Raw genomic sequence first — 23,142 nt, forward strand, 5'->3', positions numbered from 1 at the left:
AATCTCCTTAGTATGTCCGCTTAACAGGCTGAAAAGCCTCAACAGTATTTGGCGCGAAATTTACAGCACGCCGCCCCATACGCTTGTCTGCCGGGAAGAACAAAGAATGGCACAACCAGTTTTCGTCATCACGTTCCGGATAATCTTCTCTGGCATGAGCACCACGGCTCTCTGTCCGTACAGAAGCAGCAACAGCAGTAGCCTCAGCAACCTCCAACAGGTTTTCGAGTTCGAGCGCTTCAATCCTGGACGTATTAAATGCTGCACTCTTATCCTGCAAATGAATATTCTCTACTCGTTCACGAATAACAGACAATTTCCGCAATCCTTCGTCCATACTGTCACCTCTGCGAAAAACACCAAAGTGCAATTGCATAAGGTTTTGGAGATCTTTACGCACATCAGCGATTTTTTCACCAGATGTAGATGCATTCAATCGATTCAGGCGCTGCATGGCACGATCAATGTCGTCATCACTTGCCGGCTTGGTATCAAAGCCCTCGCGCAAGCTTTTTTCGATCTGCAGCCCTGCAGAGCGACCAAATACAACCAGATCAAGCAGTGAATTACCACCAAGACGGTTAGCCCCATGAACAGAAACACATGCGGCTTCCCCACAGGCATAAAAACCTTCGATCACATGATCCGAACCTTCAGCAGACTGAGTCAGCGCCTGACCACCTACATTGGTCGGAATCCCACCCATCATGTAGTGACAAGTAGGAACGACCGGAATCATGTCCTTCACAGGGTCTACATGAGCAAAAATTTTGGACAACTCACTAATGCCCGGCAAACGACTGTTAAGCACTTCTTCGCCGAGATGGTCCAGTTTTAGGAACACGTGATCACCTTCAGGACCAGCACCACGACCTTCCAGAATTTCAAGAATCATTGAACGGGCAACGACGTCTCGACTGGCCAAGTCTTTATAGTTAGGCGCATAACGTTCCATAAAACGTTCGCCATCTTTATTGACCAGGTAACCACCTTCACCACGACAACCCTCTGTGACCAACACACCCGCACCATGGATACCTGTTGGGTGAAATTGCCACATCTCGATATCCTGAACCGGAAACCCAGCCCGCAGAGCCATACCGATACCGTCACCGGTATTAATATGCGCATTGGTCGTTGACGCATAGATACGTCCCGCACCACCCGTTGCAAATACCGTCGCTTTGGATCGGATATAAACAGTCTCACCAGTTTCCATGCATAGGGCAACAACACCAACTACAGCACCATCAACATTGGTCACCAAATCAACAGCAAACCATTCATTCAAAAACTGTGTACCGGCCTTCAGGTTGGCCTGATAAAGAGTATGCAATAGCGCATGTCCGGTACGATCCGCTGCGGCACATGTTCTGGCAGCCTGACCACCCTTACCATAATCTTTTGACTGTCCCCCGAATGGTCTTTGATAAATACGACCTTCTTCAGTACGGGAAAACGGCAGCCCCATATGATCCAGCTCAAAAACCGCTTCTGGACCGACCGAACACATATATTCGATCGCATCCTGATCACCAATAAAGTCCGATCCTTTTACGGTGTCGTACATATGCCAGCGCCAATCGTCGTTTGGATCAGAACTGGCTATAGCACAGGTAATGCCACCTTGAGCGGATACTGTGTGCGAGCGTGTTGGAAACACTTTCGATACGACAGCTGTTTTAAAGCCTGATTGAGCCAGCTGCACTGCCGCTCGCATGCCTGCACCACCGCCGCCAACAATAATGGCGTCGTAAGTCATTGTTCTCATATTTGCCATTGTTTAACCCCAGAGCGCCGTAATGGTCACGATTAGATATACGAATAATGTAATAGCAACGACGGCCAGAAAAATAAATCTGATCGCCATAGGTTTCAGATAATCTGTTGCTACAGTCCATAGACCTACCCAGGCATGTCCAACCAATGACAACATCGCCAACAGGGTAAAAATCTTCATCGCCGCATGATCAAACAAAGCATGCCACTGAGCATAACTCAACTCAGGGCTGGCAATTAAAAACACCAGAATAAAGACAGTATATGCAGCAAGAACTACTGCTGAGAATCTTTGAATCAGCCAGTCAGACAACCCACTTCTGCTAAGGTTTGTGACATTTCTAACAATTACGCCCATATCCATACTCCTGCCAGGACAATCAATACTGCGGAAATTACCACAACACCTATAGCCATCTTAGGCCCACCTTCCTTACTTTCTCCGATACCCATATCCATAAACAGGTGTTTGATTCCTGCAACGAAATGGTAAAGAACAGCGGATACAGTAATCCAGAGAATCAACTTGGCAATTCCACTGGACAACACACTCTGCACGGCCATAAAACCTTCAGGTGATTCCAGGGATGTACTCATCATCCAGACCAAAAACCCAATGCCTATAAACAAATATACGCCTGAGATTCTATGGAGGATGGATGTAATTGCGGGGACGGGAAACTTAATAGTAGTCAGATCTAAATTAACAGGGCGATTTTTATTCACGGCTGATGCACTCTTTGATAGTAGCCTTCGTTTTTTTATTAGACTGCACTGACCAGCAAATGAGAGCATCAAGCACTTAACCAAAAAACAAGCGTTAAGTTTTAGGTAAAATGACCTGTGCCATCATTTTGTCAGCAAAAAATATATCCAAGTCAATGAAATGGGTATTGCTGAGGCCAGAAAACGGGCGGGATTATAGAGGCCAGGGACCGTAATTACAAACCTCGATTGCTAATGGCCGCCATTAAAAATAACTATAACCACCTACAGACCTGCAGGTTTATCATAATCCGCTTTTTCCGCAAAGGGACTCTCTACGACCATTGTCTACTAATACTGTGAGGAAATTGACAAATTCATAAGATCCCTATAGTTTGCGCCACTTTGTTGAGATTCGGCATATATCTTCACCCAATTGGAACTGATGGTAACCAATCTGTTCGGGAGTGTGATGGCCGCGATGTCTTAACTAAATGTTTGTCTTCTTTCAGAAACAATAAAATATGGTCCCAACGTGGAACCTGATTGATAACCACTGAAACCTGGTGAGGATGAATTCTAAATTTACCTTGGTACACACTCAGTATTTCAGGCTGAAAAAACCATAATTTTCAATTTATTTGGATCAATAAGTTAGTAACGCAGCCACTCAATGCAATAGACTGCTATGTTGATGTGTGCTCTTCTGAGATATGTAAGGAGGCCCTTATGGCTGACAAAAAGGCTCAACTGATTATCGATGGCAAAGAACCCATAGACCTGCCAATTTATCAAGGTACTCTCGGGCCCGATGTAATAGATGTAACGGGATTGACAGCGCAGGGTTATTTTACCTATGACCCCGGCTTTGTTTCCACTGCCTCCTGTGAGTCCCAAATCACATTTATTGATGGAGGCAAAGGTCAATTGTTGCATCGTGGTTATGCTATTGATGACCTAGCCGAAAATTCTGACTATCTGTCTACATGTTACCTTCTGCTCTACGGAGAACTACCCTCAGCAGAAGAAAAGAAAAACTTTGAAGACATGATCATGCACCACACAATGGTTCATGAGCAGATACATCAATTTTTTCACGGTTTTAGACGCGACTCCCACCCTATGGCAGTCATGTGCGGCCTGGTTGGCTCACTATCAGCCTTTTATCATGACTCGCTGGACATCAGTAACGAACGCCACCGTGAAATTACCGCTCACCGCCTGATTTCAAAAATGCCAACCCTGGCCGCCATGGTATACAAATATTCACGGGGCCAACCCTTTGTATATCCAAGAAATGATCTGACATACGCTGAAAACTTCCTTTATATGATGTTTTCGACGCCGTGCGAAGACTATAAAGTTGATCCTGTTCTGGGTCGCGCCATGGACAAAGTATTTCTTTTACACGCTGACCATGAGCAAAATGCTTCCACATCTACTGTTCGTCTGGCCGGCTCTTCAGGCGCAAACCCGTTTGCATGTATTGCTGCAGGTATTGCCGCTCTTTGGGGACCAGCCCATGGTGGTGCCAACGAAGCAGTTCTGAATATGCTGGAAGAAATCGGCGATGAATCCAACATTGAAGAATTCATTGCTAAAGCCAAAGATAAAAATGATCCTTTCCGGCTTATGGGATTTGGTCATAGGGTATATAAAAATTATGACCCTCGTGCGAAAGTAATGAAAGCCACTTGTGACGAAGTGCTGGATCTTCTCGGCATCGAAAACGAGCCATTACTGAAGATTGCACGCAAGCTTGAGAAAATCGCACTGGAAGACCCATATTTCATTGAGAAAAAACTCTATCCAAACGTCGACTTTTATTCTGGAATCATCCTTAAAGCCATTGGAATTCCAGTTGATATGTTTACGGTAATTTTTGCTCTTGGTAGAACCCCAGGCTGGATAGCACATTGGAAAGAGATGATTGGCGGATCTTACAAGATCGGACGTCCTCGTCAGCTCTATACCGGAGAAACACTGCGCCCGGTTCCCAAGTCCTGAAAATGGTGAACACTGGTAACTCAAAAAGCCATCACTAGAGGCAATTCTGCCACTCAAGCGCTTGAGACTTAGTCATGGCTAATAGAAAATCCGATGCTATCGATAACATCGGATTTTTTTTGCCTTTTCAGCACTCCTTGCTTGATCTCAGTGATCATTTCAATTTTTCCGATTGAAGTACGACTACTCACTATATTCTAGTGAAATAGGTGAAGCCCACTTACATCTATTGAAACAAGCAACTTCAACTGCCTTGATGAATGCGAATCCTCATATTGTCGTGGATGCGCAAATCAATCGCGACACCCCCGACCAATCAATGCCCTGCTCAAATACCCAATGACTCAATTACCCATTTTGATGATATGCAGACTTATTATTAAGTCCCTCCCAGGCAGCCACAACCCCCAAACACCAAGGTCTTATCAAAGAAGAAATGACCGGGTAGTGACTCGAAAGAAGAACCCCGACTTACCCAAATTCTGGCAAATTCACGGTGTCACGCCCCCATTAAAAAAGCACCCAAAACCATGTTTAGCTTTCTTTCACTCGAAATATACAGCACAGAAATAGTTATTATGCTTTATCAAAATTACACCAGTGTAGTGTCTTGAATAAGACCTATATTAAAAAAGCACCTCAAGATGTTCACAGCGAGGCGCAATGGTCATTCCCTTGTCACGAGCTGGAACGAAGCTTTGAGCGTCTTGAGGGCTTCTCGAAGAGTGGGACGCCGTTTGTTGAACTTAACGTAAATTTGCAAAATGAATTCGGCGGCCCATTTAAATGTGCGTTTTATTTGAGACACTACACTAGACATTCGGGGTCTCAAAAGCTCCACACAACAAAATGCGACCATACTGAGGACTTAAAAGTCAATTTGATTGAGCAAGCATTAGAAAGCTTCTGCTGACCCACAATGCTGAGTCAGATCCCATAGCGCTTGACAGAGTGCCTTCAGAAATGAGTTTTAAGCCGACATGCCAGTTATATTGCAGTGCAATTAATTGTCATGGCTGTGGCAAATTCCTTGTCAGGAACCACGAGAAAGGCTATCCAAGTTGAGAACGGGGTAGGAAGTTTTTTGGATAACCGCCCGACACCCCGGACGGTTAGCCCGTTATCCAGTGGATCGCAATGCTGCTCTGCTTACATGAACAGCATTGCTTCACCAGAGGGCTTTTTGATGGCCGACTTTATTTTTTGGCGTCCACTTGCCACTGGTCATTTCGGTAAAAGGCTTTCCAGCCCGTCGCCTTACCTTCTACTTCACTCATAACGTACTGCTCTTTATTCTTACGACTGAAGCGAATGGTCGCAGGATTCCCATCAGGATCATGCGTCGGCGCAGACAACAGGTACTGATATTTCGGATCTATTTCCGATTTATGAGGAATCAGCTCCTGAACCTGTGGCGCACGGGTTTCGCGATTCTTGGGAAACTGGCTAGCAGCCAAAAATAAGCCTGAAGCACCATCCCGCAGAACATACGTATCATCCACCTTCTGACATTTAAGTTCCGGCATCGGAATTGGATCTACTTTTGGCGGCGCTGGCTCACCATTTTTCAGCAACTTACGGGTGTTTTTACACTCATCATTCATACAGCCAAAATACTTGCCAAACCGACCATTTTTCAGCTGCATCTCAGAACCACAACGATCGCACTCCAGCACGGGACCATCATAGCCTTTGATCTTGTACTCACCCAGCTCGATTTCGTAGCCATGGCAATCAGGATTATTTCCGCATATATGAATTTTCCGATGCTCATCCAAGAGAAAGCTTTCCATCGCGGTGTCACAGACGGGACATCTTTTTTTGGCCCTCAGCGCCTTACTTTCAGCCTCATCATCCGCATCGGCATCCACCACTTCATCACCGGGTATCAGATTAATCGTGCTTTTACAGCGTTCCTTCGGAGGAAGGTTATAGCCGGTACAACCCAAAAACACCCCGGTGCTCCCATTCCGAATCGCCATTTTGCGCCCACAGGTGGGGCAATCAATATCGGTTTCCACCGCCTGATTGGGTCTCATTCCCGCTTCAGCATGATCCAACTGCTGGGTAAAGTCAGCGTAAAAGCTGTTGAGCGTATCTATCCAATTACGGTCACCTTCAGCGATCGCATCCAGTGTCTGCTCCATATTGGCGGTAAAGTTATAGTCCAGCAGATCATTAAAATTCTCAACCAAGCGGTCAGTAACAATATCACCCATTTTTTCCGCATAAAAACGCTTGTTACGCATAGATACGTAACCTCGTTCCTGAATAGTGGAAATAATGGAAGCATAGGTAGACGGCCTGCCAATCCCTCTTTTCTCCAACTCTTTTACCAAGGCCGCTTCAGAATATCTTGGCGCCGGCTTGGTAAAGTGCTGAGATGGATCCAGAGACAATAGCTTGAGATCATCTCCTACCTGAACATCAGGCAAAACAACGTCTTCCTCTTTTTTCAAAGACTGACTCAAAACCCTGGTATAACCATCAAACACCAGAATCCGGCCTTTGATTTTGAGCTCAAATTCTCCCGCCTTGGCCGTAATGGTAGAGCTTTTATATTTAGCTGGCGTCATCTGACACGCCACGAAACGCCTCCATATAAGCTCATATAGACGCTCAGCATCACGCTCCATATTAGCCAGCTGGGTTGAGGACACGCTGACATCAGATGGACGAATAGCCTCGTGAGCTTCTTGCGCACTCGCAGAGCTACCATACTGAACAGGGCTCTTGGGGAGGTACTGGTCGCCGTAATTACCTTCGATATAGTCTCTTACAGCTGTTATGGCATCCTGACTCAGATTGGTAGAGTCTGTCCGCATATAGGTAATATAACCCGCTTCATACAAGCGCTGTGCCAGCATCATGGTTTTCTTAACGCTGAAGCCCAACCGAGTACTGGCGGCCTGCTGCAGCGTTGAAGTAATAAATGGTGCGCTTGGTTTGCTGGAAGTAGGCTTATCCTCACGATCTGCAACTGAAATCGGCAACCCTTCCAACAGAGCCACCATTCGATCACTGTCTGCCTTGTTCGTCGGACGATAATTTTCGCCAGCATGCTTAACCACTTCCAGACGCAGCTCAGCTTTCTTACCAGGCAACTGGGTATTGGCATATAATTGCCAAAACTCTTCTGGAGTAAATGCCCGAATCTCCCGTTCCCGCTCAACAATTAGCCGCACTGCCACAGATTGAACACGACCTGCAGATAAACCTCTGGCAACTTTACTCCAGAGCAGTGGCGAGACCATAAATCCCACAACACGATCCAAAAAGCGGCGGGCCTGTTGGGCGTTTACTCGATCAATGTCCAGCGAACCGGGTGCCGAGAACGCTTCTTTAATGGCATTCTTGGTAATCTCGTTAAATACAACGCGCTTATACTTATCTTCGCTCCCTCCAATGGATTCACGAAGGTGCCAGGCAATAGCCTCCCCTTCTCTATCCAAGTCCGTCGCGAGATAAATAGTGTCTGCATCTTTGGCCAGGCGTTTAAGCTCATCAACAACTTTCTCTTTGCCAGGTAAGACCTGGTATTTCGCCGCCCAATTGTTTTCGGGTTCAATCCCCATTCTGGTAAACAACTGTTCTTTGGCTTTCTGACGGCGATGCTTTTCCTTCTCCTCAGGGCTCATCTTGCGGGTCGCTGCCGCAGCTTTGGCACGCTCTTTGGGATCAGTCTTACTTCCCTGACCGCCAACGGGAAGATCTCGGATATGACCAATGGAACTCTTAACGATGTACTCTTTTCCAAGATATTTATTGATTGTTTTAGCTTTCGCAGGCGACTCAACGATAACCAGCGATTTACCCATAAGTGATTCCCGTATAGTTCAACTGAACAAAAAAAATAACACTGATAATATGACAAAGGCGCGAGGTATATCTTTTTAAGCCATCCGGGTCAAGCCGGATCTAATTATTCAGGTTAGAATAAAAACACTCGTTCAGAAACCCTAAAACACTGCTAGACTAAGGAAAATCCTTTTTAACCCTTATCAGAATGTCCTCATGGTTTGGTTGACACTACTTGTTTTTACTCTGTTTCTATTAATGGTATTCGGGCTTTGGATCTCTAAAAAAGCAGCAATACGGGAACAACAGGAACGCGAACTTAAAGCCAAGCTTAGGAAACTCAAACAGCTGGCAAACGACACCGAAGATATCATTAATGTACTCAAACACTATGATGGAGACCCTGCTCTAATGGCCATCATCTGTGAATACTTTCTATCTGAGCATGAACAACGGGCAGCCCTGGCACCACACGACAGAAATATCACATCAGATTTAGAAAGAGCCAGACTAATGTGCGAGGAACTCAATGCTGGAACTATAGAAGCTGAGGCTCCAACCAATGACCGTCAGATCGCCGAACTCAAGCGTTATGCAGTTAAAACTTACAAATTATTACGTTATATGCGCCACCACCATGTCATTTCTGACCATGACATGATGGCCCACACACACCGCCTACGGAAAAAAGTTTTAACACTGGAAGTCGAGGCTTATCTGAATCAAGGAGAAAAGAGCCATAAAGAGGAAGACCACATATCTGCAGCCAACTATTACAAACACGCAAAGGACTTATTATTATCCAGCGACATTTCTTATGATGGAAAAACTCAGGAAATTAAACGAATATCAAAACTCATCTCAGGTATTTTTGCATCTGAAGAAGATAAGAAAGAGGATTCTGAGGCCTGAAAAAAATGAACACCCGGAATCCTTTCCGGGATCCTGAACCGCTACATTATACTCGTTCGATAATAGTCGAGATTCCTTGCCCCAAACCAATACACATAGTTGCCAGCCCAAACTGGCCGTCATTCTGCTCCATCACATTGAGTAAAGTACCTGTAATTCTCGCACCGGAACAACCAAACGGATGGCCAAGCGCAATGGCACCGCCATGTAGATTTACTTTTTCATCCATTTTGCTCAGCAACTTGAGGTCCTTTAATACGGGTAAGGACTGTGCTGCAAAAGCCTCATTCAGCTCGACAAAATCAATGTCATCGATGGACATACCCGCCCGCTCGAGTGCTTTCAGAGTCGAGGGTACCGGTCCATATCCCATGATCGAAGGATCAACCCCGGCAACCGCCATGGCTCTGATAATCGCCCTTGGTTTTAAATCCAGTTCTTTGGCCATTTTGGCACTCACCACAAGCATTGCCGAAGCGCCATCACTGATCTGAGATGACGAGCCTGCTGTTACAGTACCGTTTTTCGGATCAAATACTGGCCGAAGCTCTGCCAGTTTTTCAACAGTTGTGTCCGCACGGATGGTCTCATCATGATCCAACATGAACGGCGTACCACTGGAGTCATGCCCCTGCACCGGCAAGATTTCGTTTTTGAAAAAGCCTTTAACGGTAGCTTCGTGAGCTCGCTGATGAGATCGAAAACTGAATTCGTCCTGAGCCTCACGGGTAATACCATGCATTTTGCCCAGCAGCTCAGCAGTCAGTCCCATCATTCCCGATGCTTTGGCCGCCTTCTTGGACAAAGTGGGATTAGGGTCGACCCCATGCATCATCTCCACGTGTCCCATATGCTCCACGCCACCAATGACAAACATATCCCCAAAGCCAGTCTGAATACCTTGTGCCGCAGTATGCAATGCCGACATGGATGAACCACACAATCGGCTAACAGTCTGAGCCGATGAGGTATGAGGAATTCGGGTCAGCAATGACATCATTCGGGCAATGTTCCATCCCTGCTCCATTGTCTGATTGACGCATCCCCATATTACATCCTCAACGAGTTCCGGATTGGCATTTGGGTTGCGATCAAATAACGCATCAACCAAAGCAGCAGATAAATTCTCCGCACGTGTATTTCGAAATGAACCACCTTTGGAGCGCCCCATAGGTGTACGGACAAAATCGATAATTACTGCATCATTGTCTTTGAGATTCATGACTGCTCCCCTCTGGCTGATGAAAAGAATGTTTCATTATTTTTTGCCATGTCGGTCAGTTTGGCCGTTGGCTGATAGAGGGCACCCAGATCAGCAAATTTCTCAGTCAGCGCCAGGAATTCAGCTACGCCCATGTCATCTATATACTTTAGAGCACCACCGCGGAATGGCGGGAAACCTATGCCATACACCAGTCCCATATCCGCTTCTGTTGCAGTCGATACAATACCATCCTCTAAACAACGAACAGTTTCCAGACACAGCGGTATCATCATGCGGGCGATAATGTCCTCATCGGTCAGTTCAGCTTGCACAACCTGAACCGGCTTAATCAGTTCATAGCTTTCAGGATCGGTAATTTTTTTCTGCTTACCTTTTTTATCCAGCTCATAACGATAGAAGCCGACATTGTTTTTTTGTCCATAACGTTTATGTTCATACATAACCTGGATAGCACTGCTAAAGTCCTGAGACATACGATCAGGGAAACCGGCAGCCATAACCTCCTGGGCATGAACTCCCGTATCTATACCCACGACATCCATCAGATATGCAGGACCCATCGGCCATCCGAATTTTTCCATAACCTTATCGATACGCTGGAAATCAACTCCATCACGGACCAACATTGCAAATCCACCGAAATATGGAAATAGAATACGATTCACCAAAAATCCTGGACAATCGTTGACAACGATCGGGGTTTTTCCAAGCTTCTGCGCATAGGCCACGACCGTTGCCACAGTCTGATCGCTGGTTTTTTGACCACGAATCACTTCTACCAATGGCATGCGATGGACAGGGTTAAAGAAATGCATCCCGCAGAAGTTTTCGGGTCTTTTCAACGCAGTAGACAGCTCTGTAATGGAAATAGTGGAGGTGTTTGAGGCCAGAACCTTATCCTGCCCAATTTGATCTTCTGCTTCAGCCAATACGGACTTTTTGACCTTGGGATTTTCGACCACAGCTTCAACCACAACATCAACATCATCAAAATCGCCATAACTGAGTGTTGGTCGAATATCGTTTAAAATTGTGGCCATATCCATAGTTGTCAGGCGGCCGCGCTCCACCTGTTTGGAAGTCAGCTTGGCAGCCTCATCCAATCCCAGTTTGATACCACCTTCATTAATATCCTTCATTAAAATAGGAATGTGCTTTGAAGCGGACTGATAGGCGATTCCGCCCCCCATGATTCCAGCCCCGAGAACAGCGGCTTTTTTTACACCAGCGGCTTCAGCCTGCCATTTCTTCGCGGTCTTTTTCAGATACTGGTCTTTCAGAAACAGGCCTATCAGATTTTCCGCCACCTTGGTTTTAGCCACTTTGGCAAAACCACGAGCTTCTGTTTCAACAGCCTGATCACGGGTTTGAGAAGCATGTTTCTGAATCGCTTTAATGGCGGTCACAGGAGCTGGATAGTGCGGACCTGCTTTTGCAGCTACAAACCCTTTCGCAGTCTCAAATGCCATCATGCCTTCTATGTTGTTCAGCTTGAGCTCAGCCTTTTTTTCCTGCTTGCGAGTACGAAAATCAAGCTCTCCGCTTGCAGCTCTGATAGCCATCTGGCGAGCAGCTGCAGTTAACCCATCGAGTTCAACCACTCCATCCACAGCACCATACTTTAAAGCATCATTGGCACGCTTTTCACTGCCGGAGCATATCCATTCAATAGCATTATCCGCACCGATCAGCCGGGATAATCTGACTGTACCGCCGAAGCCGGGAAAGATTCCTAACTTGACTTCTGGCAATCCGACTTTGGCTGCTGGTGCCATGAGACGATAGTCCGTAGCCAAAGCCAGCTCAAATCCTCCGCCAAGACAAATACCGTTGATAGCCGTCACAGTTGGCACTTCAAGGTCTTCCAAACTGTTAAAAATCCCGTGAGTTTTAAGAAGATCGCTGACGATCTCTTCTTCCGACAGCGCAAACATGGCACCAAATTCAGTAATATCTGCACCAACGACAAACGACTCTTTAGCACTGGTGACAACGACACCTTTGACTTCTGAACTGGCGGCGATTGCCTCAACTGCCTGTTTCAACTCTGTAATGGCATCTCGAGTAAATTTATTGATTGATTCGTTTTTCAGGTCAAATTTGAGTTCAGCGATGCCGTCTGTACCCAAAGTCACTGAAAAAGCGTCTCCATTGAAGATCATCCAACAGGCCTCCTGTAAGGATTTATAGTTGTTATTCAGAAGTCACGATCAGACAAATCCCACCCACAACCAGGATTTCATAGCCTGATTCAAGGAGTCGGGGTAAAACTGTCATGGAAAAAGCAATGACTTCAAACAATGGTTTCAAACAAGTGTTTGAATCTGCTCATAAACTAGCCTCAAAAGGTCGCTTCTGGCAAGCACTCTTTGAAAATCTGTTAGCGAATGGAAACAAAGCTGCTATTAACAGTAGATGATTGAAACTTAGTAAGGAATATCCGACAACAACAACTGCTTAACCAGTGGATATTCATTGGGATTACGCTCATCCCAGATAACACCGACATAATCAGGAGTCAGCTCTATACCAACGATAGACTCCGGCAGCTGCTGCAATAATGGCGTGAGTTGTTGTGTTTGCGCTTCATTAAGCCGCTGTCCAGTTCCCCAGACCCACGAATCCGGCAGATAAATGCCACTCTCACCGCTGGTTCGTAATATCAGCAGAGAATGCACACTCTCTTTTTTTGAGTAACGACGATAGCTAAATACTGTCCGGGATAGTTTGTTCAGACGGCCATCAATGGATAAATCCTGAATCTGACAGCTCTGAACCTGCATACCGTCGGTAAGCGCCTGCATTCTGAGACTTGCAAGACGCTTGTCTTTTGCTGAAGGCTTTACCCACATTACCGCTCCGTATACCAACATAATAGATACGACGATAATAATAATGCTGAGCACAACTACTCCCCTTCAAATGGACCGAGATCGGTTTCTTCAAGAAACGCTGGTCGCACTTTTGCCAGCTGAGCCTCAAGACTGAAACTGACGCTGCTCGACATGGCGAAAAAACTAAGCAGCGCTTTTAGATTGGAATCTCCAGGGGAACCGTTGTTCACCCGCTGCCACAAAGCCTGGTTCACCAAACGCAATTCCTGATTCAGCGCAATCAGCCCTTTTAAATCCCAGTCAGCCTGATTTTTGGACTGCCGATGATAAAACTGACGCAATAAGTAGGTTCCTACAGAACGAATAATAAATTCACTCTGATTGGTAAACGGCAAGTGGGTATATGCCATGGGCCGGAGTTTGCTCAAAATGGGACAGTCACTTTCCGCCATGATTAATCCCATTAGTGATCGCAAGCCTTCTTCAATACCGGTTATTTTTCGATACTCACGTTCTGGAGTAAGCACATGAACATCGACTTTCCGCATCGCTGGTAAACGACTGAAATCCTCAATGACCCGCTCCATATCAACTGCCGCAGGGCAGTATTTATGGTCTTTCACGGATAATGGGCAGTTGCTGCACTGACAGTTTTTCAACTCAGTCCAGCTCGCTGGTTTACTGGCTCGGGTGGTACTGTTTTTAGAGTTATCCGGATCAATGATATACGACAGACACGCTTCGTCATCCTGGAAATAAAAACGATACTCTATCGCCATTTGTTCTCCCTAAGTTCTCGGTTACAACAAAATACCGATGTTGAATTAAGCCATTGAATACTAACATTTACGTTTTATTCGAAAGTGGAATTAATCGCCAAATTCACTTGCGAAACTCATAGTTCATTAACTTTGCATATCTTCCAGTTCCACCCATCTCTCCATGGCTGCTTCCAACTGTTGCTCTGTCTCCTCCATCGCCGCCAAAGTAGACTGCACTTCGTCCTGCGGCCGGGTATAAAAGTCACTTTGGCTGATTTCCTCCTGAAGTATAGTCAAGCGTTGTTCAAGCTGTTCGATTTTGTTGGGTAATTCATCATATTCAACTTTCAACTTATAGCTCAACTTCCTGTTTTTTATCGGACCAGCCTTTTTCCTTGCGTCACTTTTCTGCACATTTTTTTGACTTGCGTCAGCTACTTCAGCCGGTTTTCTAGCCGCGCGCGCGCGATACCAATCGCTATATCCCCCCACCCATTCCGAAATCTTACCCTGTTGTTCAAAAACCCAGGTTTGCGTAGCCACAGCATCCACAAACTCACGGTCATGGCTGACCAGCAGCAGTGTTCCTGGAAAATCAATCAGCAGCTCTTCGAGCAACTCCAGAGTCTCCATATCAAGATCATTGGTTGGTTCGTCGAGAATCAAAAGATTAGCAGGCCGGGTGAACAGCCGGGCCAACAGTACTCGATTTCTTTCACCACCGGACAACGCTTTTATCGGGCTACGAGCCCGGTCAGGAGAAAACAAAAAATCCTGCAAATAGCTATAGATATGTTTACTGACTCCATTCACGACAATCTGATCATTACCCTCTGCAACTGTGTCCAGTACAGTTCTTTCAGGATCAAGATGCTCTTGAGTCTGATCAAAATAGGCGATTTCCAGTTTAGTACCCTGCTTGACCTGACCTGTATTTGGAACCAGTTCGCCCAGCAATAACTTGATCAACGTTGACTTGCCAACACCATTTGGGCCAATAAAAGCGATTTTGTCCCCGCGCTCCACCAACGTGGAAAAATTCTCCACCACCTTGTTCTCGGCATAAGCAAAACTGAGTTGCTCAACCTCAAAGACCATTTTGCCGGACTTGTCAGCGGCAGATATCTGCAGGCTGGCTTTACCCTGGCGTTCGATCCGCTGTTTACGCTGCTCTCTCAATGCCTTCAGAGCCCGCACCCGCCCTTCATTGCGGGTCCTTCGTGCTTTTATTCCCTGGCGAATCCAGACCTCTTCTTGAGATAACTTTTTATCAAACAGCTGGTTTTGCCGTTCTTCCTCTTCCAACAGTTTGGCTTTTAATTGCAGATAATCGTGATAGTTTCCATTGAAGCTGGTCAGCTGCCCTCTATCAAGCTCAATTATCCGGGTGGCCAGTGCATCAATAAAGCGCCGGTCGTGAGAAATGAAAACAACCGTCCCCCGATAGGAAGAAAAAAATTGTTCCATCCATAAGATAGCTTCGATATCCAGGTGGTTGGTAGGCTCATCTAATAACAGTACATCAGGATCACGTAACAATGCCTGTGCCAGCAGAACTCTCCGCCGCCAGCCACCGGACAAGTCCTTAACCATAACATCACCATCCAGTCCCAATCGGCTCAGCACCTGATTTACACTGGTATCCAGCGCCCAGCCTCCCCGGACATCAATTTCATGGTGAAGCCTGTCAACTTCAGCAGATCCGGGATCCTGTTCAATCAGCAAATTCCAGGCGTTCATCAGCTCAATCAATTCCGGGTCACTGTTGTAAACCATCGTCCGGACAGTGACGTCCAAGCGCTCTGGAAGCGTTTGTTGCAAGTAACCAATGCGAGTACTTTGGGGAATCCGGATGATACCGGAGTCTGGGACATTTTCACCTGTGAGCAGTTTAAGCAGCGAGGATTTGCCAGTGCCATTACGGCCAACGATACAAAGCCGCTCTCCCGAATCAATATTCAGGGTCGCTTGATTGAGTAAGGGAATAGAGCCATATGCCAGGGAAACCTGGTCTAGTGTTATCAGTGCCATGTATCACTCCAAAAGACGAATAGCCATTATATATGTATTAGCGTCGGATTAGGATTCCATCGAAGTCTCATCCTGAACGAGCAAAATGGCAGTTCGCTTGAAAATAAGCATTGTTACTATATTGTATGGACGCTTGCACCCTAACTCTCCTGCTATTACTGAGATTGTATGTATGAAAATTAATGTCGGTGTTGTTGTCGCCTGGGTTATTGCCTTATCCCTGACCGGATGGATTATCTCAGGCTCTTTTGCATCCACCTCCCCCCCAGCGGATAAAGAAAACCAGCTGACTCAAACAGAAAAAACAGCTCGGGTACAGGCTGCTGTTCTGAACGCGAAACTCATATCAAAAACACTGGCCTTAAACGGACAAACAGCTGCCAAACGGGTTGTTGGTATCAAAGCCGAATCCACTGGAAAAGTAATAGAGCTGAATGTCGAAAAAGGTGACCAGGTCAAAGCAGGTACCATTTTAATGAAATTGGACCCCAACGATCTGAACTCACAACTGAAATCAGCTAAAGCCTTGGAAAGCCAAAGAAAAATGGAGTATGACGGCGCTGTTCGGTTAAATAAACAGGGACTACAAAATGCCACTCAGCTGGCCGGTACCCTAACGCTTTATGAACAGGCCAAAGCCGCCACTGAGAGCCTGCGAATTCGATTGCAGGACACAGTCATAAAGGCACCTTTCGATGGTTATATCAATAGCCGTAATATTGAATTGGGCAGCTATGTAACCACCGGGTCAGAAGTCGTTGAGTTGATCAGTTTTTCTCCGATGCTGATTAATGTACAAATATCAGAGAACGATATTGCTGCCATCCAGTTAGGACAGACCGCAAAAGCCAAGCTGGTGGATGATACTGAAGTAGAAGGCAAAATCTCTTTTATATCAGCAAGCTCTAATCCATCCACTCGCACTTTTCAGGTGGAAATGGAAGTCACCTCACCAGTGGCACACCCGGTTGCCGGTGCATCAGCTACCGTGGAATTACCCATAAAATCAGCCATGGCACACTTTATTTCTCCAGCGCTTCTGATCCTGGACGATAATGGTCAACTGGGTATCAAAACCATTAATGAACAGAACGTTGTCGAGTTTCATAATGTCGGTCTCGCCGAAACCACCCCACGAGGTATCTGGGTAACAGGCCTACCATCAACCGCCAAGGTGATTACTGTGGGACAGGGTTTTGTCAAAGTTGGTGATACAGTTGATCCGACGTTTGAAGCAGATGCCGAGCCTGAACAGGACAATTCCACTATCAGTAAAATACAGGGATAAGAATCCATGAACGGCTTAATTTCATCAGTGCTCGCACGCTCAAGAACGGTGGTACTGCTGTCGATTTTATTATTCATCAGCGGCCTGTTCTCGTTCATGAGCATTTCCAAAGAGTCCATGCCAGATGTCACCATACCGGTGTCTTACATTTCCATGCCGTTGAAAGGTGTATCACCTGAAGACGCTGATGCCATGTTGGTATCACCCATGGAAAAAGAGATCAAAAGTATTGAAGGGCTGTCCAAGTACACTTCCGTTGCATCAGAAGGACACGCGTCAATCACACTGGAATTTGATGCCGATGTCGATATCGATCAGGCACTCTCCGATACCCGTGAAGCAGTAGACAGGGTCAAAGGCGAATTGCCGAGTGAAGCCGATGATCCAACGGTGCACGAAATCAATGTGGCACTATTTCCGATCCTGTCCATTGCCATTTCCGGTAATGTCGACGAACGGGTACTGAAAACCATTGCTGAAAATCTGCAGGAAAAGCTGGAAGCCCTGCCGAGTGTGTTGGAGGCAAATATAAACGGTACCCGGGAAGAGGTGGCCGAGATTGTCGTCGACCCACAACTGATGGCGTCCTATAACCTATCCCATTCGGAACTCATTAACCTGATTACGTCGAATAATCAGCTGATCACTGCCGGAAACCTGGATACCGGCGCTGGTCGTTTTGCCGTAAAAGTGCCTGGTCTGATCGAAACAGAAGAAGAAATCCTTAACCTCCCCGTCAAGGTGGATGGCACTACGGTGGTCCGTTTCAGAGATGTTGCCTTCGGACAGCGCTCTTATAAAGACAGAGAAACCATCTCCAGAGTTAACGGTCAGCCTGCCGTTACCCTTGAGATCGTCAAGCGAGTGGGTCAAAACATTATTGGCACAGTCGACGACGTTAAAAAAGTCGTTGAGGAAACACAGAGCTATTGGCCATCCGGCATTAAAGCCAGTTTCTTTCAGGACCAGTCTACCGAAACCAAATCACAGTTAAGCGACCTGTTCAACAACGTTCTGTTTGCCACCATTCTGGTATTTGTTGTGTGCGTATCCGCGTTGGGCCTTAGATCAGGTTTTCTGGTTGGCCTTGCTATCCCTACATCATTTTTGTCCGGAATACTGATTCTGAATTTCATGGGCTATACCCTGAACATGGTAGCACTGTTCGGCCTTATCATGACCGTAGGTATGTTGGTAGACGGAGCTATTGTTGTCACAGAGTACGCTGACCGCAGAATGAACGAGGGTGCTGGGCGCAGAACCGCCTACCGTGAAGCCGCTGTCCGCATGGCGTGGCCGATTATATCCTCCACCGCCACGACACTGGTGGTATTTCTGCCATTGCTATTCTGGCCTGGGGTCATGGGCGAGTTTATGAAATACCTGCCAATAACCATATTGGTTACGCTGACTTCCTCTCTGGTCGTTGCACTACTGGTTATTCCTACGTTTGGCTTCCTGGTGGGCAAACCTTCGCCCATGTCGGAAAAACAGAAAGCGCAAAGCAATTCCTTGGCCCACGGTGATCTATCCAAACTCACCGGTGGAACCCGGTTTTATGTATCGCTGTTAAAGCCCGCTCTGAACAAGCCTTACACCACGTTTGCTCTGGTTTGCCTGTTTGCGGTGAATATTTTTATTTTCTTTGTTGGCAATAACAATGGCATCGTCTTCTTCCCGGAAATGGACTCCAGTTTTGGCTCCGTGGCAGTTCGTGCCAGAGGGAATCTGTCACTGGAGGAAAAAGATGCTCTCGTCAAACAAGCAGAGGGTGAAATCCTGGGAATGCCTGAACTCGAAACAGTCTATTCAAAAACGTCAGCCTCACCCATTCGTAATTTCCCAGAGGATACGATAGGTGTTATCAACGTCGAAATGATCGACTGGCAGTTACGCCGGCCCAGTGTACAGGTACTGAATGAGATGGTCGCCAGAACATCCAGAATTCCAGGCATCGAAGTCGAGAAGCATGAAGCACAGATGGGACCAACTGCCAGTGTGGATATGCAGCTTGAACTGGTCTCGGACAACTTGGCAGACCTTCAGAAAACCACCGCAATGATTACCCAGAAACTCAATGAAGACCCTAGATTTGTTGACGTTTCCGATAATCTGCCACTGGAGGGCATTGAATGGCAGGTCGATGTGGATCGCGAAGCTGCTTCCCGTTACGGAGCCAGCCTGTCACTGGTGGGCTCTTCCATCAAAATGGTAACCGGGGGACTTGTAATCGGCAGCTATCGGCCGGATGACACCGACGACGAGCTGGATATCCTGCTACGCTATCCCTACAACGGACGAAATCTCGACCAAATCGATACATTGACGGTAACCGTCAATAATCAACAGGTTCCAATTTCCAACTTTATGGTCAGCAAGGCCAGCAACAAAAAGGGAGAAATATTCCGTACTGACAGCAAAATGTCTTTAAAAGTTAATGCTAATGCTGCCAACGGACAAAGGGTCGACATGTTAATTGCGGACCTGGGAACGCAACTTAAACAGATGTACGACAACGGAGAAATTCCTTCCACAGTTGCGTTCAAATTCATTGGCGACCAGGAAGACCAGGCCGAAACCGGTCAATTTCTCCTGAAAGCATTTGGTATTGCCTTATTCCTGATGATTATTGTTCTGGTGACACAGTTTAACAGCCTGTATCAGACCATTCTGGTTCTGAGTGCAGTGTTTTTCTCAACTGCCGGCGTCCTGCTAGGACTGCTGGTGACTGGCGAACAGTTTGGTATTGTAATGTGCGGAGTGGGTATCATCGCCCTGGCTGGAATTGTGGTGAACAATAACATCGTGCTGATCGATACGTTTAATGTTATCCGGGAGCAGAATGTTCCTGCAGTCGAAGCAGCATTACTGACTTGCGCGCAACGCCTGAGACCGATCCTGCTGACCACCATTACAACCATTCTGGGCTTGGTGCCGATGGTGTTTCAATGGAACATTGATTTCATTAATCGAGACTTTACCGTTGGCGCCCCATCTTCTGCGATGTGGTCACAACTGTCGACAGCCATCGCCGGTGGACTCACATTCACAACCATTCTGACGCTGTTTTTGACGCCTGCTCTGCTGGTCATCAAAGAGCGCCGGGTTGATAGAAAAAGAGACAGACTGGAACAACAGCAGGCGAGCAAGCTTTAGCAACAGCCCGTCTTCACTCTTGGCGGGAATTGTAAAATTCCCGCCGATACCCACATTTTTAGCTGTTTCTTCTTGAACAATACTTTTCCGCCGATAAGCTGAATCACTAAAATCTGTTGATATTTTAGTGATTATGACAACGACAAGACGATATTGGCTGAGTTTGTTGCTCCTGGGTTTTTACTGCCTCTTCTGTTCTGTTCAGAGCATCGCCTACTCTCCGGAAACCTATGCCAAACAACGGGAGTATTTTAAGAAAGCTTCCGCAGCGCTAAACCGCAATGATCTCCAGCAGTACCATAAACTAAGAAAAAAGCTGCATGGTTATCTGCTACTTGACTATCTTGACTATGACTATCTGATGTCTGCTAACGACGCCCTGAATAAGCAGAGCCTGACACTCTACAAAAACAGTTATCAAAACCGTAGACTGAAAGATCGCCTGACAGTGGCATGGATCAAGAAGGAATATCAACAACAACACTGGGATGTTCTGGCAGAGACCCATATTCCATTGTGGGGTGACGAACTGCGCTGCATTGCTCTGGATGTGAAGCTACACACACAACCCGACAACATTAATTTTAAGGATGTTCAAAAACTATGGAATGTAGGCAAACCTCAGAGTTCAACTTGTGACAATGTTTTTGCCTTTTGGGTTAAAAAACAGGGGGTTCCGGCACCTGTCGCATTTAACCGCTTCGTGCTTGCGCTGAAAAATGATCATATCCCCTTAGCCCGGTACCTGCGCTCAGACTTTCACCCCCCCTACTCTGACTATGCCGATATCTTTTTAAAGGTAGAGGAACAGCCTCAATTGCTGGCAGATCTGAACTGGCTTCCTAAAAACACGCCATTCTATCCGGATATTATTTTTCATGGCATTAACCGCCTGATTTCAGTGGATACCGATACTGCCCTGGATGTATGGCCACTGTACCGAAAACAGTTTTTAAGCCTGAATCAGGCAGCCTATAAACAGGTTATCGCCGGCATTGATCATCGCATTGCCACAAGACTGGCTCGATCACTGGATCCTCGGGCCAGTTCATGGCTAGAATTGATCGAAAATCCAGACGCTACCATCTCAACATTTCAGTTCCGTTCTGCGCTGGAACAAAGTCAATGGCAAAGCGCGGCAACTTTTTTGGAATCGGCAGACTTTCCTCATTACCAGCATCAATATTGGAAAATCCGGCTGGCGGAACTGATGAACCAGCAACCAGACAAAACGGTTAAGGAGAAATATAAGCAATTGACGGACAGCCGTAACTATTACAGTTTCCTGAGTGCTGATAGAGTGGGTGTAAACTATCAATATCATCCTATCAGCTATACAGCAGACGACACTCGCTACGGTCAGTTGCTCAAAGACAACAACATCCAGAAAGCTCTGGAACTGTTCAGTCTGAACCGCGTCAGTGACGCTCGTTATCATTGGTCTCTGGCAGCCAAAAAATTTGATATGAACACATTACCAACAGCTGCCAGACTGGCCTCGGACTGGAACTGGTATCATCAGGCAATTTCGACACTATCATCTGGTGCATTATGGGATTACGTTGATATGCGTTTTCCACGAGGGCATGAAGCCGCTTTTAAAACAATCGCTACCCGCCACTCTGTCCCCATCGCCTGGCTCTGGGCCATTACACGTCAGGAAAGTGCATTTAATTATCAGGCGATATCCCCGGCCGGCGCCAGAGGATTGATGCAGGTAATGCCAAGCACCGCCAGACATGTCGCCCAAAAGTACCAGATCCCTTATCAAAGCTCCAAAGAACTGCTCGAGCCCGAATTATCCATCGAAATTGGTGCCACTTATTTGCAGGACCTGCTGAACCGTTTCGATGGCAACCTGATTCTGGCAACAGCAGCTTATAATGCTGGTCCTCATCGAGTCTCGAAGTGGCTTAAAGGTCGTGAAAATCAACCCTTTGACGTATGGATAGAAACCATTCCATTTAGCGAAACCCGGGAGTATGTGAAAAATGTACTCACCTATAAAGCGATTTACAGCCACCAGATTAATGAGGATTTTCGTCTTAACCCCCAGTTTGGAGACGTACCCAGCATCAGTGAGTGGCAAGACAGAAATCAATCTGTGAACTATGCTCAGTTTAAGAGTAACGGGCAAGACACAGACAATGACACAACCTCATCAACTCCAAACATTAATTAAAGTTTCTGTCGCGCAAATCAAATGCATCGTTGTTGACAGCAATCAATCAGTTGCCGAATTAACCGATGCATTTATCGGTATCGCCGAGATCATCGAAAAACTGCGGCAAACCGATAAGTCTGAGGCAATGGACATGGATAGAGACCTGCACGAGCTGTATCACAAAGTTCATCAGGGCATTGTCGCGTTCCAGTTTTTTGACCGCATGTCGCAGAGACTGGAGCATGTCACTGACACTCTGGACAAAGTTGAACACTATCAGCAACATGAACAACAGGATGTAAATGCGCTGTTACTACAACTCCGAAGCGCCTTGACCAGTGAATCAGAGCGGATAGTTTTCGATCAGGTTATGAATGGACATTCCGTTGCCACCGCGTTACAGAGTTACCTGCAATATGAACAGGAACAGATCAGTAAACGTGATCAGGATATTGAATTGTTTTAGCGGCATAACCAAGTTT

General features: G+C 46.4%; 16 protein-coding genes. 7 read left to right on the forward strand and 9 right to left on the reverse strand.

The annotated features are described in order from the left end of the window. Nucleotides 1-7 precede the first annotated feature (7 nt). From sdhA to sdhC, 3 genes are read right to left on the reverse strand one after another with little or no spacing between them, the layout of a single operon-like run. Complete coding sequence (gene sdhA, locus ACQY6I_RS07885) at nt 8-1,780, reverse strand: succinate dehydrogenase flavoprotein subunit (protein WP_428240926.1); 1,773 nt, start codon at nt 1,778-1,780, stop codon at nt 8-10. Between the two features lie 3 nt (nt 1,781-1,783). After that, entirely contained in the window at nt 1,784-2,128 is a 345-nt protein-coding gene (gene sdhD / locus ACQY6I_RS07890) for a succinate dehydrogenase, hydrophobic membrane anchor protein (protein WP_428241016.1), read from the reverse strand. Beyond that, nucleotides 2,128-2,574: a succinate dehydrogenase, cytochrome b556 subunit gene (gene sdhC, locus ACQY6I_RS07895; RefSeq protein WP_428240927.1), complete on the reverse strand. Its 447-nt coding sequence runs from the start codon at nt 2,572-2,574 to the stop codon at nt 2,128-2,130. Before sdhC ends, sdhD begins: the two co-directional genes overlap by 1 nt. A 639-nt stretch (nt 2,575-3,213) precedes the next feature. On the opposite strand from sdhC, the gene gltA reads away from it, so the two are divergent. Then, complete coding sequence (gene gltA, locus ACQY6I_RS07900; RefSeq protein ID WP_428240928.1) at nt 3,214-4,491, forward strand: citrate synthase; 1,278 nt, start codon at nt 3,214-3,216, stop codon at nt 4,489-4,491. A 1,196-nt stretch (nt 4,492-5,687) separates the two neighbouring features. Here the strand turns inward: gltA and topA are convergent. After that, a complete protein-coding gene (gene topA, locus ACQY6I_RS07905) occupies nt 5,688-8,309 on the reverse strand; it encodes a type I DNA topoisomerase (RefSeq protein ID WP_428240929.1) in 2,622 nt (873 codons plus the stop codon). A 196-nt stretch (nt 8,310-8,505) separates the two neighbouring features. Here topA and ACQY6I_RS07910 point away from each other — a divergent pair, with 196 nt between their 5' ends. Further along, nucleotides 8,506-9,201, forward strand: coding sequence for a hypothetical protein (locus ACQY6I_RS07910; protein ID WP_428240930.1), 696 nt, complete (start codon nt 8,506-8,508; stop codon nt 9,199-9,201). Between the two features lie 46 nt (nt 9,202-9,247). On the opposite strand, the gene fadA is transcribed toward ACQY6I_RS07910, so the two are convergent. Next, nucleotides 9,248-10,423, reverse strand: a complete 1,176-nt coding sequence (fadA, locus tag ACQY6I_RS07915) for an acetyl-CoA C-acyltransferase FadA (protein ID WP_428240931.1) — start codon at nt 10,421-10,423, stop codon at nt 9,248-9,250. Beyond that, entirely contained in the window at nt 10,420-12,588 is a 2,169-nt protein-coding gene (gene fadB / locus ACQY6I_RS07920) for a fatty acid oxidation complex subunit alpha FadB (protein WP_428240932.1), read from the reverse strand. The genes fadA and fadB overlap by 4 nt, the downstream gene beginning before the upstream one ends. Nucleotides 12,589-12,701: 113 nt before the next feature. On the opposite strand from fadB, the gene ACQY6I_RS07925 reads away from it, so the two are divergent. Further along, nucleotides 12,702-12,845, forward strand: coding sequence for a hypothetical protein (locus ACQY6I_RS07925; RefSeq protein ID WP_428240933.1), 144 nt, complete (start codon nt 12,702-12,704; stop codon nt 12,843-12,845). Nucleotides 12,846-12,852: 7 nt separating this feature from the next. On the opposite strand, the gene ACQY6I_RS07930 is transcribed toward ACQY6I_RS07925, so the two are convergent. The 3 genes from ACQY6I_RS07930 to ACQY6I_RS07940 form a co-directional block, all read right to left on the reverse strand. Then, entirely contained in the window at nt 12,853-13,332 is a 480-nt protein-coding gene (locus ACQY6I_RS07930) for a hypothetical protein (RefSeq protein WP_428240934.1), read from the reverse strand. A 2-nt stretch (nt 13,333-13,334) separates the two neighbouring features. Next, complete coding sequence (locus tag ACQY6I_RS07935) at nt 13,335-14,039, reverse strand: DUF6901 family protein (RefSeq protein WP_428240935.1); 705 nt, start codon at nt 14,037-14,039, stop codon at nt 13,335-13,337. A 126-nt stretch (nt 14,040-14,165) separates the two neighbouring features. Then, on the reverse strand, nt 14,166-16,052 hold the full coding sequence (locus ACQY6I_RS07940; protein ID WP_428240936.1) for an ATP-binding cassette domain-containing protein: 1,887 nt from the start codon (nt 16,050-16,052) through the stop codon (nt 14,166-14,168). Between the two features lie 172 nt (nt 16,053-16,224). Between ACQY6I_RS07940 and ACQY6I_RS07945 the strand changes: the two genes are divergently transcribed. From ACQY6I_RS07945 to ACQY6I_RS07960, 4 genes are all read left to right on the forward strand, one after another. Beyond that, nucleotides 16,225-17,340, forward strand: a complete 1,116-nt coding sequence (locus ACQY6I_RS07945; RefSeq protein ID WP_428240937.1) for an efflux RND transporter periplasmic adaptor subunit — start codon at nt 16,225-16,227, stop codon at nt 17,338-17,340. A gap of 6 nt (nt 17,341-17,346) precedes the next feature. Next, nucleotides 17,347-20,496, forward strand: coding sequence for an efflux RND transporter permease subunit (locus ACQY6I_RS07950; protein ID WP_428240938.1), 3,150 nt, complete (start codon nt 17,347-17,349; stop codon nt 20,494-20,496). Between the two features lie 133 nt (nt 20,497-20,629). Next, nucleotides 20,630-22,678 (forward strand): transglycosylase SLT domain-containing protein, encoded by a 2,049-nt coding sequence (locus ACQY6I_RS07955; RefSeq protein WP_428240939.1) that lies wholly within the window; start codon nt 20,630-20,632, stop codon nt 22,676-22,678. Next, a complete protein-coding gene (locus ACQY6I_RS07960) occupies nt 22,644-23,126 on the forward strand; it encodes a hypothetical protein (protein WP_428240940.1) in 483 nt (160 codons plus the stop codon). Before ACQY6I_RS07955 ends, ACQY6I_RS07960 begins: the two co-directional genes overlap by 35 nt. The last annotated feature ends 16 nt before the right edge of the window (nt 23,127-23,142 follow it).

The sequence above is a fragment of the Gynuella sp. genome, assembly GCF_050297175.1.
Lineage (GTDB): Bacteria > Pseudomonadota > Gammaproteobacteria > Pseudomonadales > Natronospirillaceae > Gynuella.

Coding starts and splice junctions, on each gene's coding strand:
- sdhA (WP_428240926.1), bottom strand. CDS start 1,780: ATGGCAAATATGAGAACAATGACTTACGACGCCATTATTGTTGGCGGC.
- sdhC (WP_428240927.1), bottom strand. CDS start 2,574: ATGCTCTCATTTGCTGGTCAGTGCAGTCTAATAAAAAAACGAAGGCTA.
- gltA (WP_428240928.1), top strand. CDS start 3,214: ATGGCTGACAAAAAGGCTCAACTGATTATCGATGGCAAAGAACCCATA.
- topA (WP_428240929.1), bottom strand. CDS start 8,309: ATGGGTAAATCGCTGGTTATCGTTGAGTCGCCTGCGAAAGCTAAAACA.
- ACQY6I_RS07910 (WP_428240930.1), top strand. CDS start 8,506: ATGGTTTGGTTGACACTACTTGTTTTTACTCTGTTTCTATTAATGGTA.
- fadA (WP_428240931.1), bottom strand. CDS start 10,423: ATGAATCTCAAAGACAATGATGCAGTAATTATCGATTTTGTCCGTACA.
- fadB (WP_428240932.1), bottom strand. CDS start 12,588: ATGATCTTCAATGGAGACGCTTTTTCAGTGACTTTGGGTACAGACGGC.
- ACQY6I_RS07925 (WP_428240933.1), top strand. CDS start 12,702: ATGGAAAAAGCAATGACTTCAAACAATGGTTTCAAACAAGTGTTTGAA.
- ACQY6I_RS07935 (WP_428240935.1), bottom strand. CDS start 14,039: ATGGCGATAGAGTATCGTTTTTATTTCCAGGATGACGAAGCGTGTCTG.
- ACQY6I_RS07940 (WP_428240936.1), bottom strand. CDS start 16,052: ATGGCACTGATAACACTAGACCAGGTTTCCCTGGCATATGGCTCTATT.
- ACQY6I_RS07945 (WP_428240937.1), top strand. CDS start 16,225: ATGAAAATTAATGTCGGTGTTGTTGTCGCCTGGGTTATTGCCTTATCC.
- ACQY6I_RS07950 (WP_428240938.1), top strand. CDS start 17,347: ATGAACGGCTTAATTTCATCAGTGCTCGCACGCTCAAGAACGGTGGTA.
- ACQY6I_RS07955 (WP_428240939.1), top strand. CDS start 20,630: ATGACAACGACAAGACGATATTGGCTGAGTTTGTTGCTCCTGGGTTTT.
- ACQY6I_RS07960 (WP_428240940.1), top strand. CDS start 22,644: ATGACACAACCTCATCAACTCCAAACATTAATTAAAGTTTCTGTCGCG.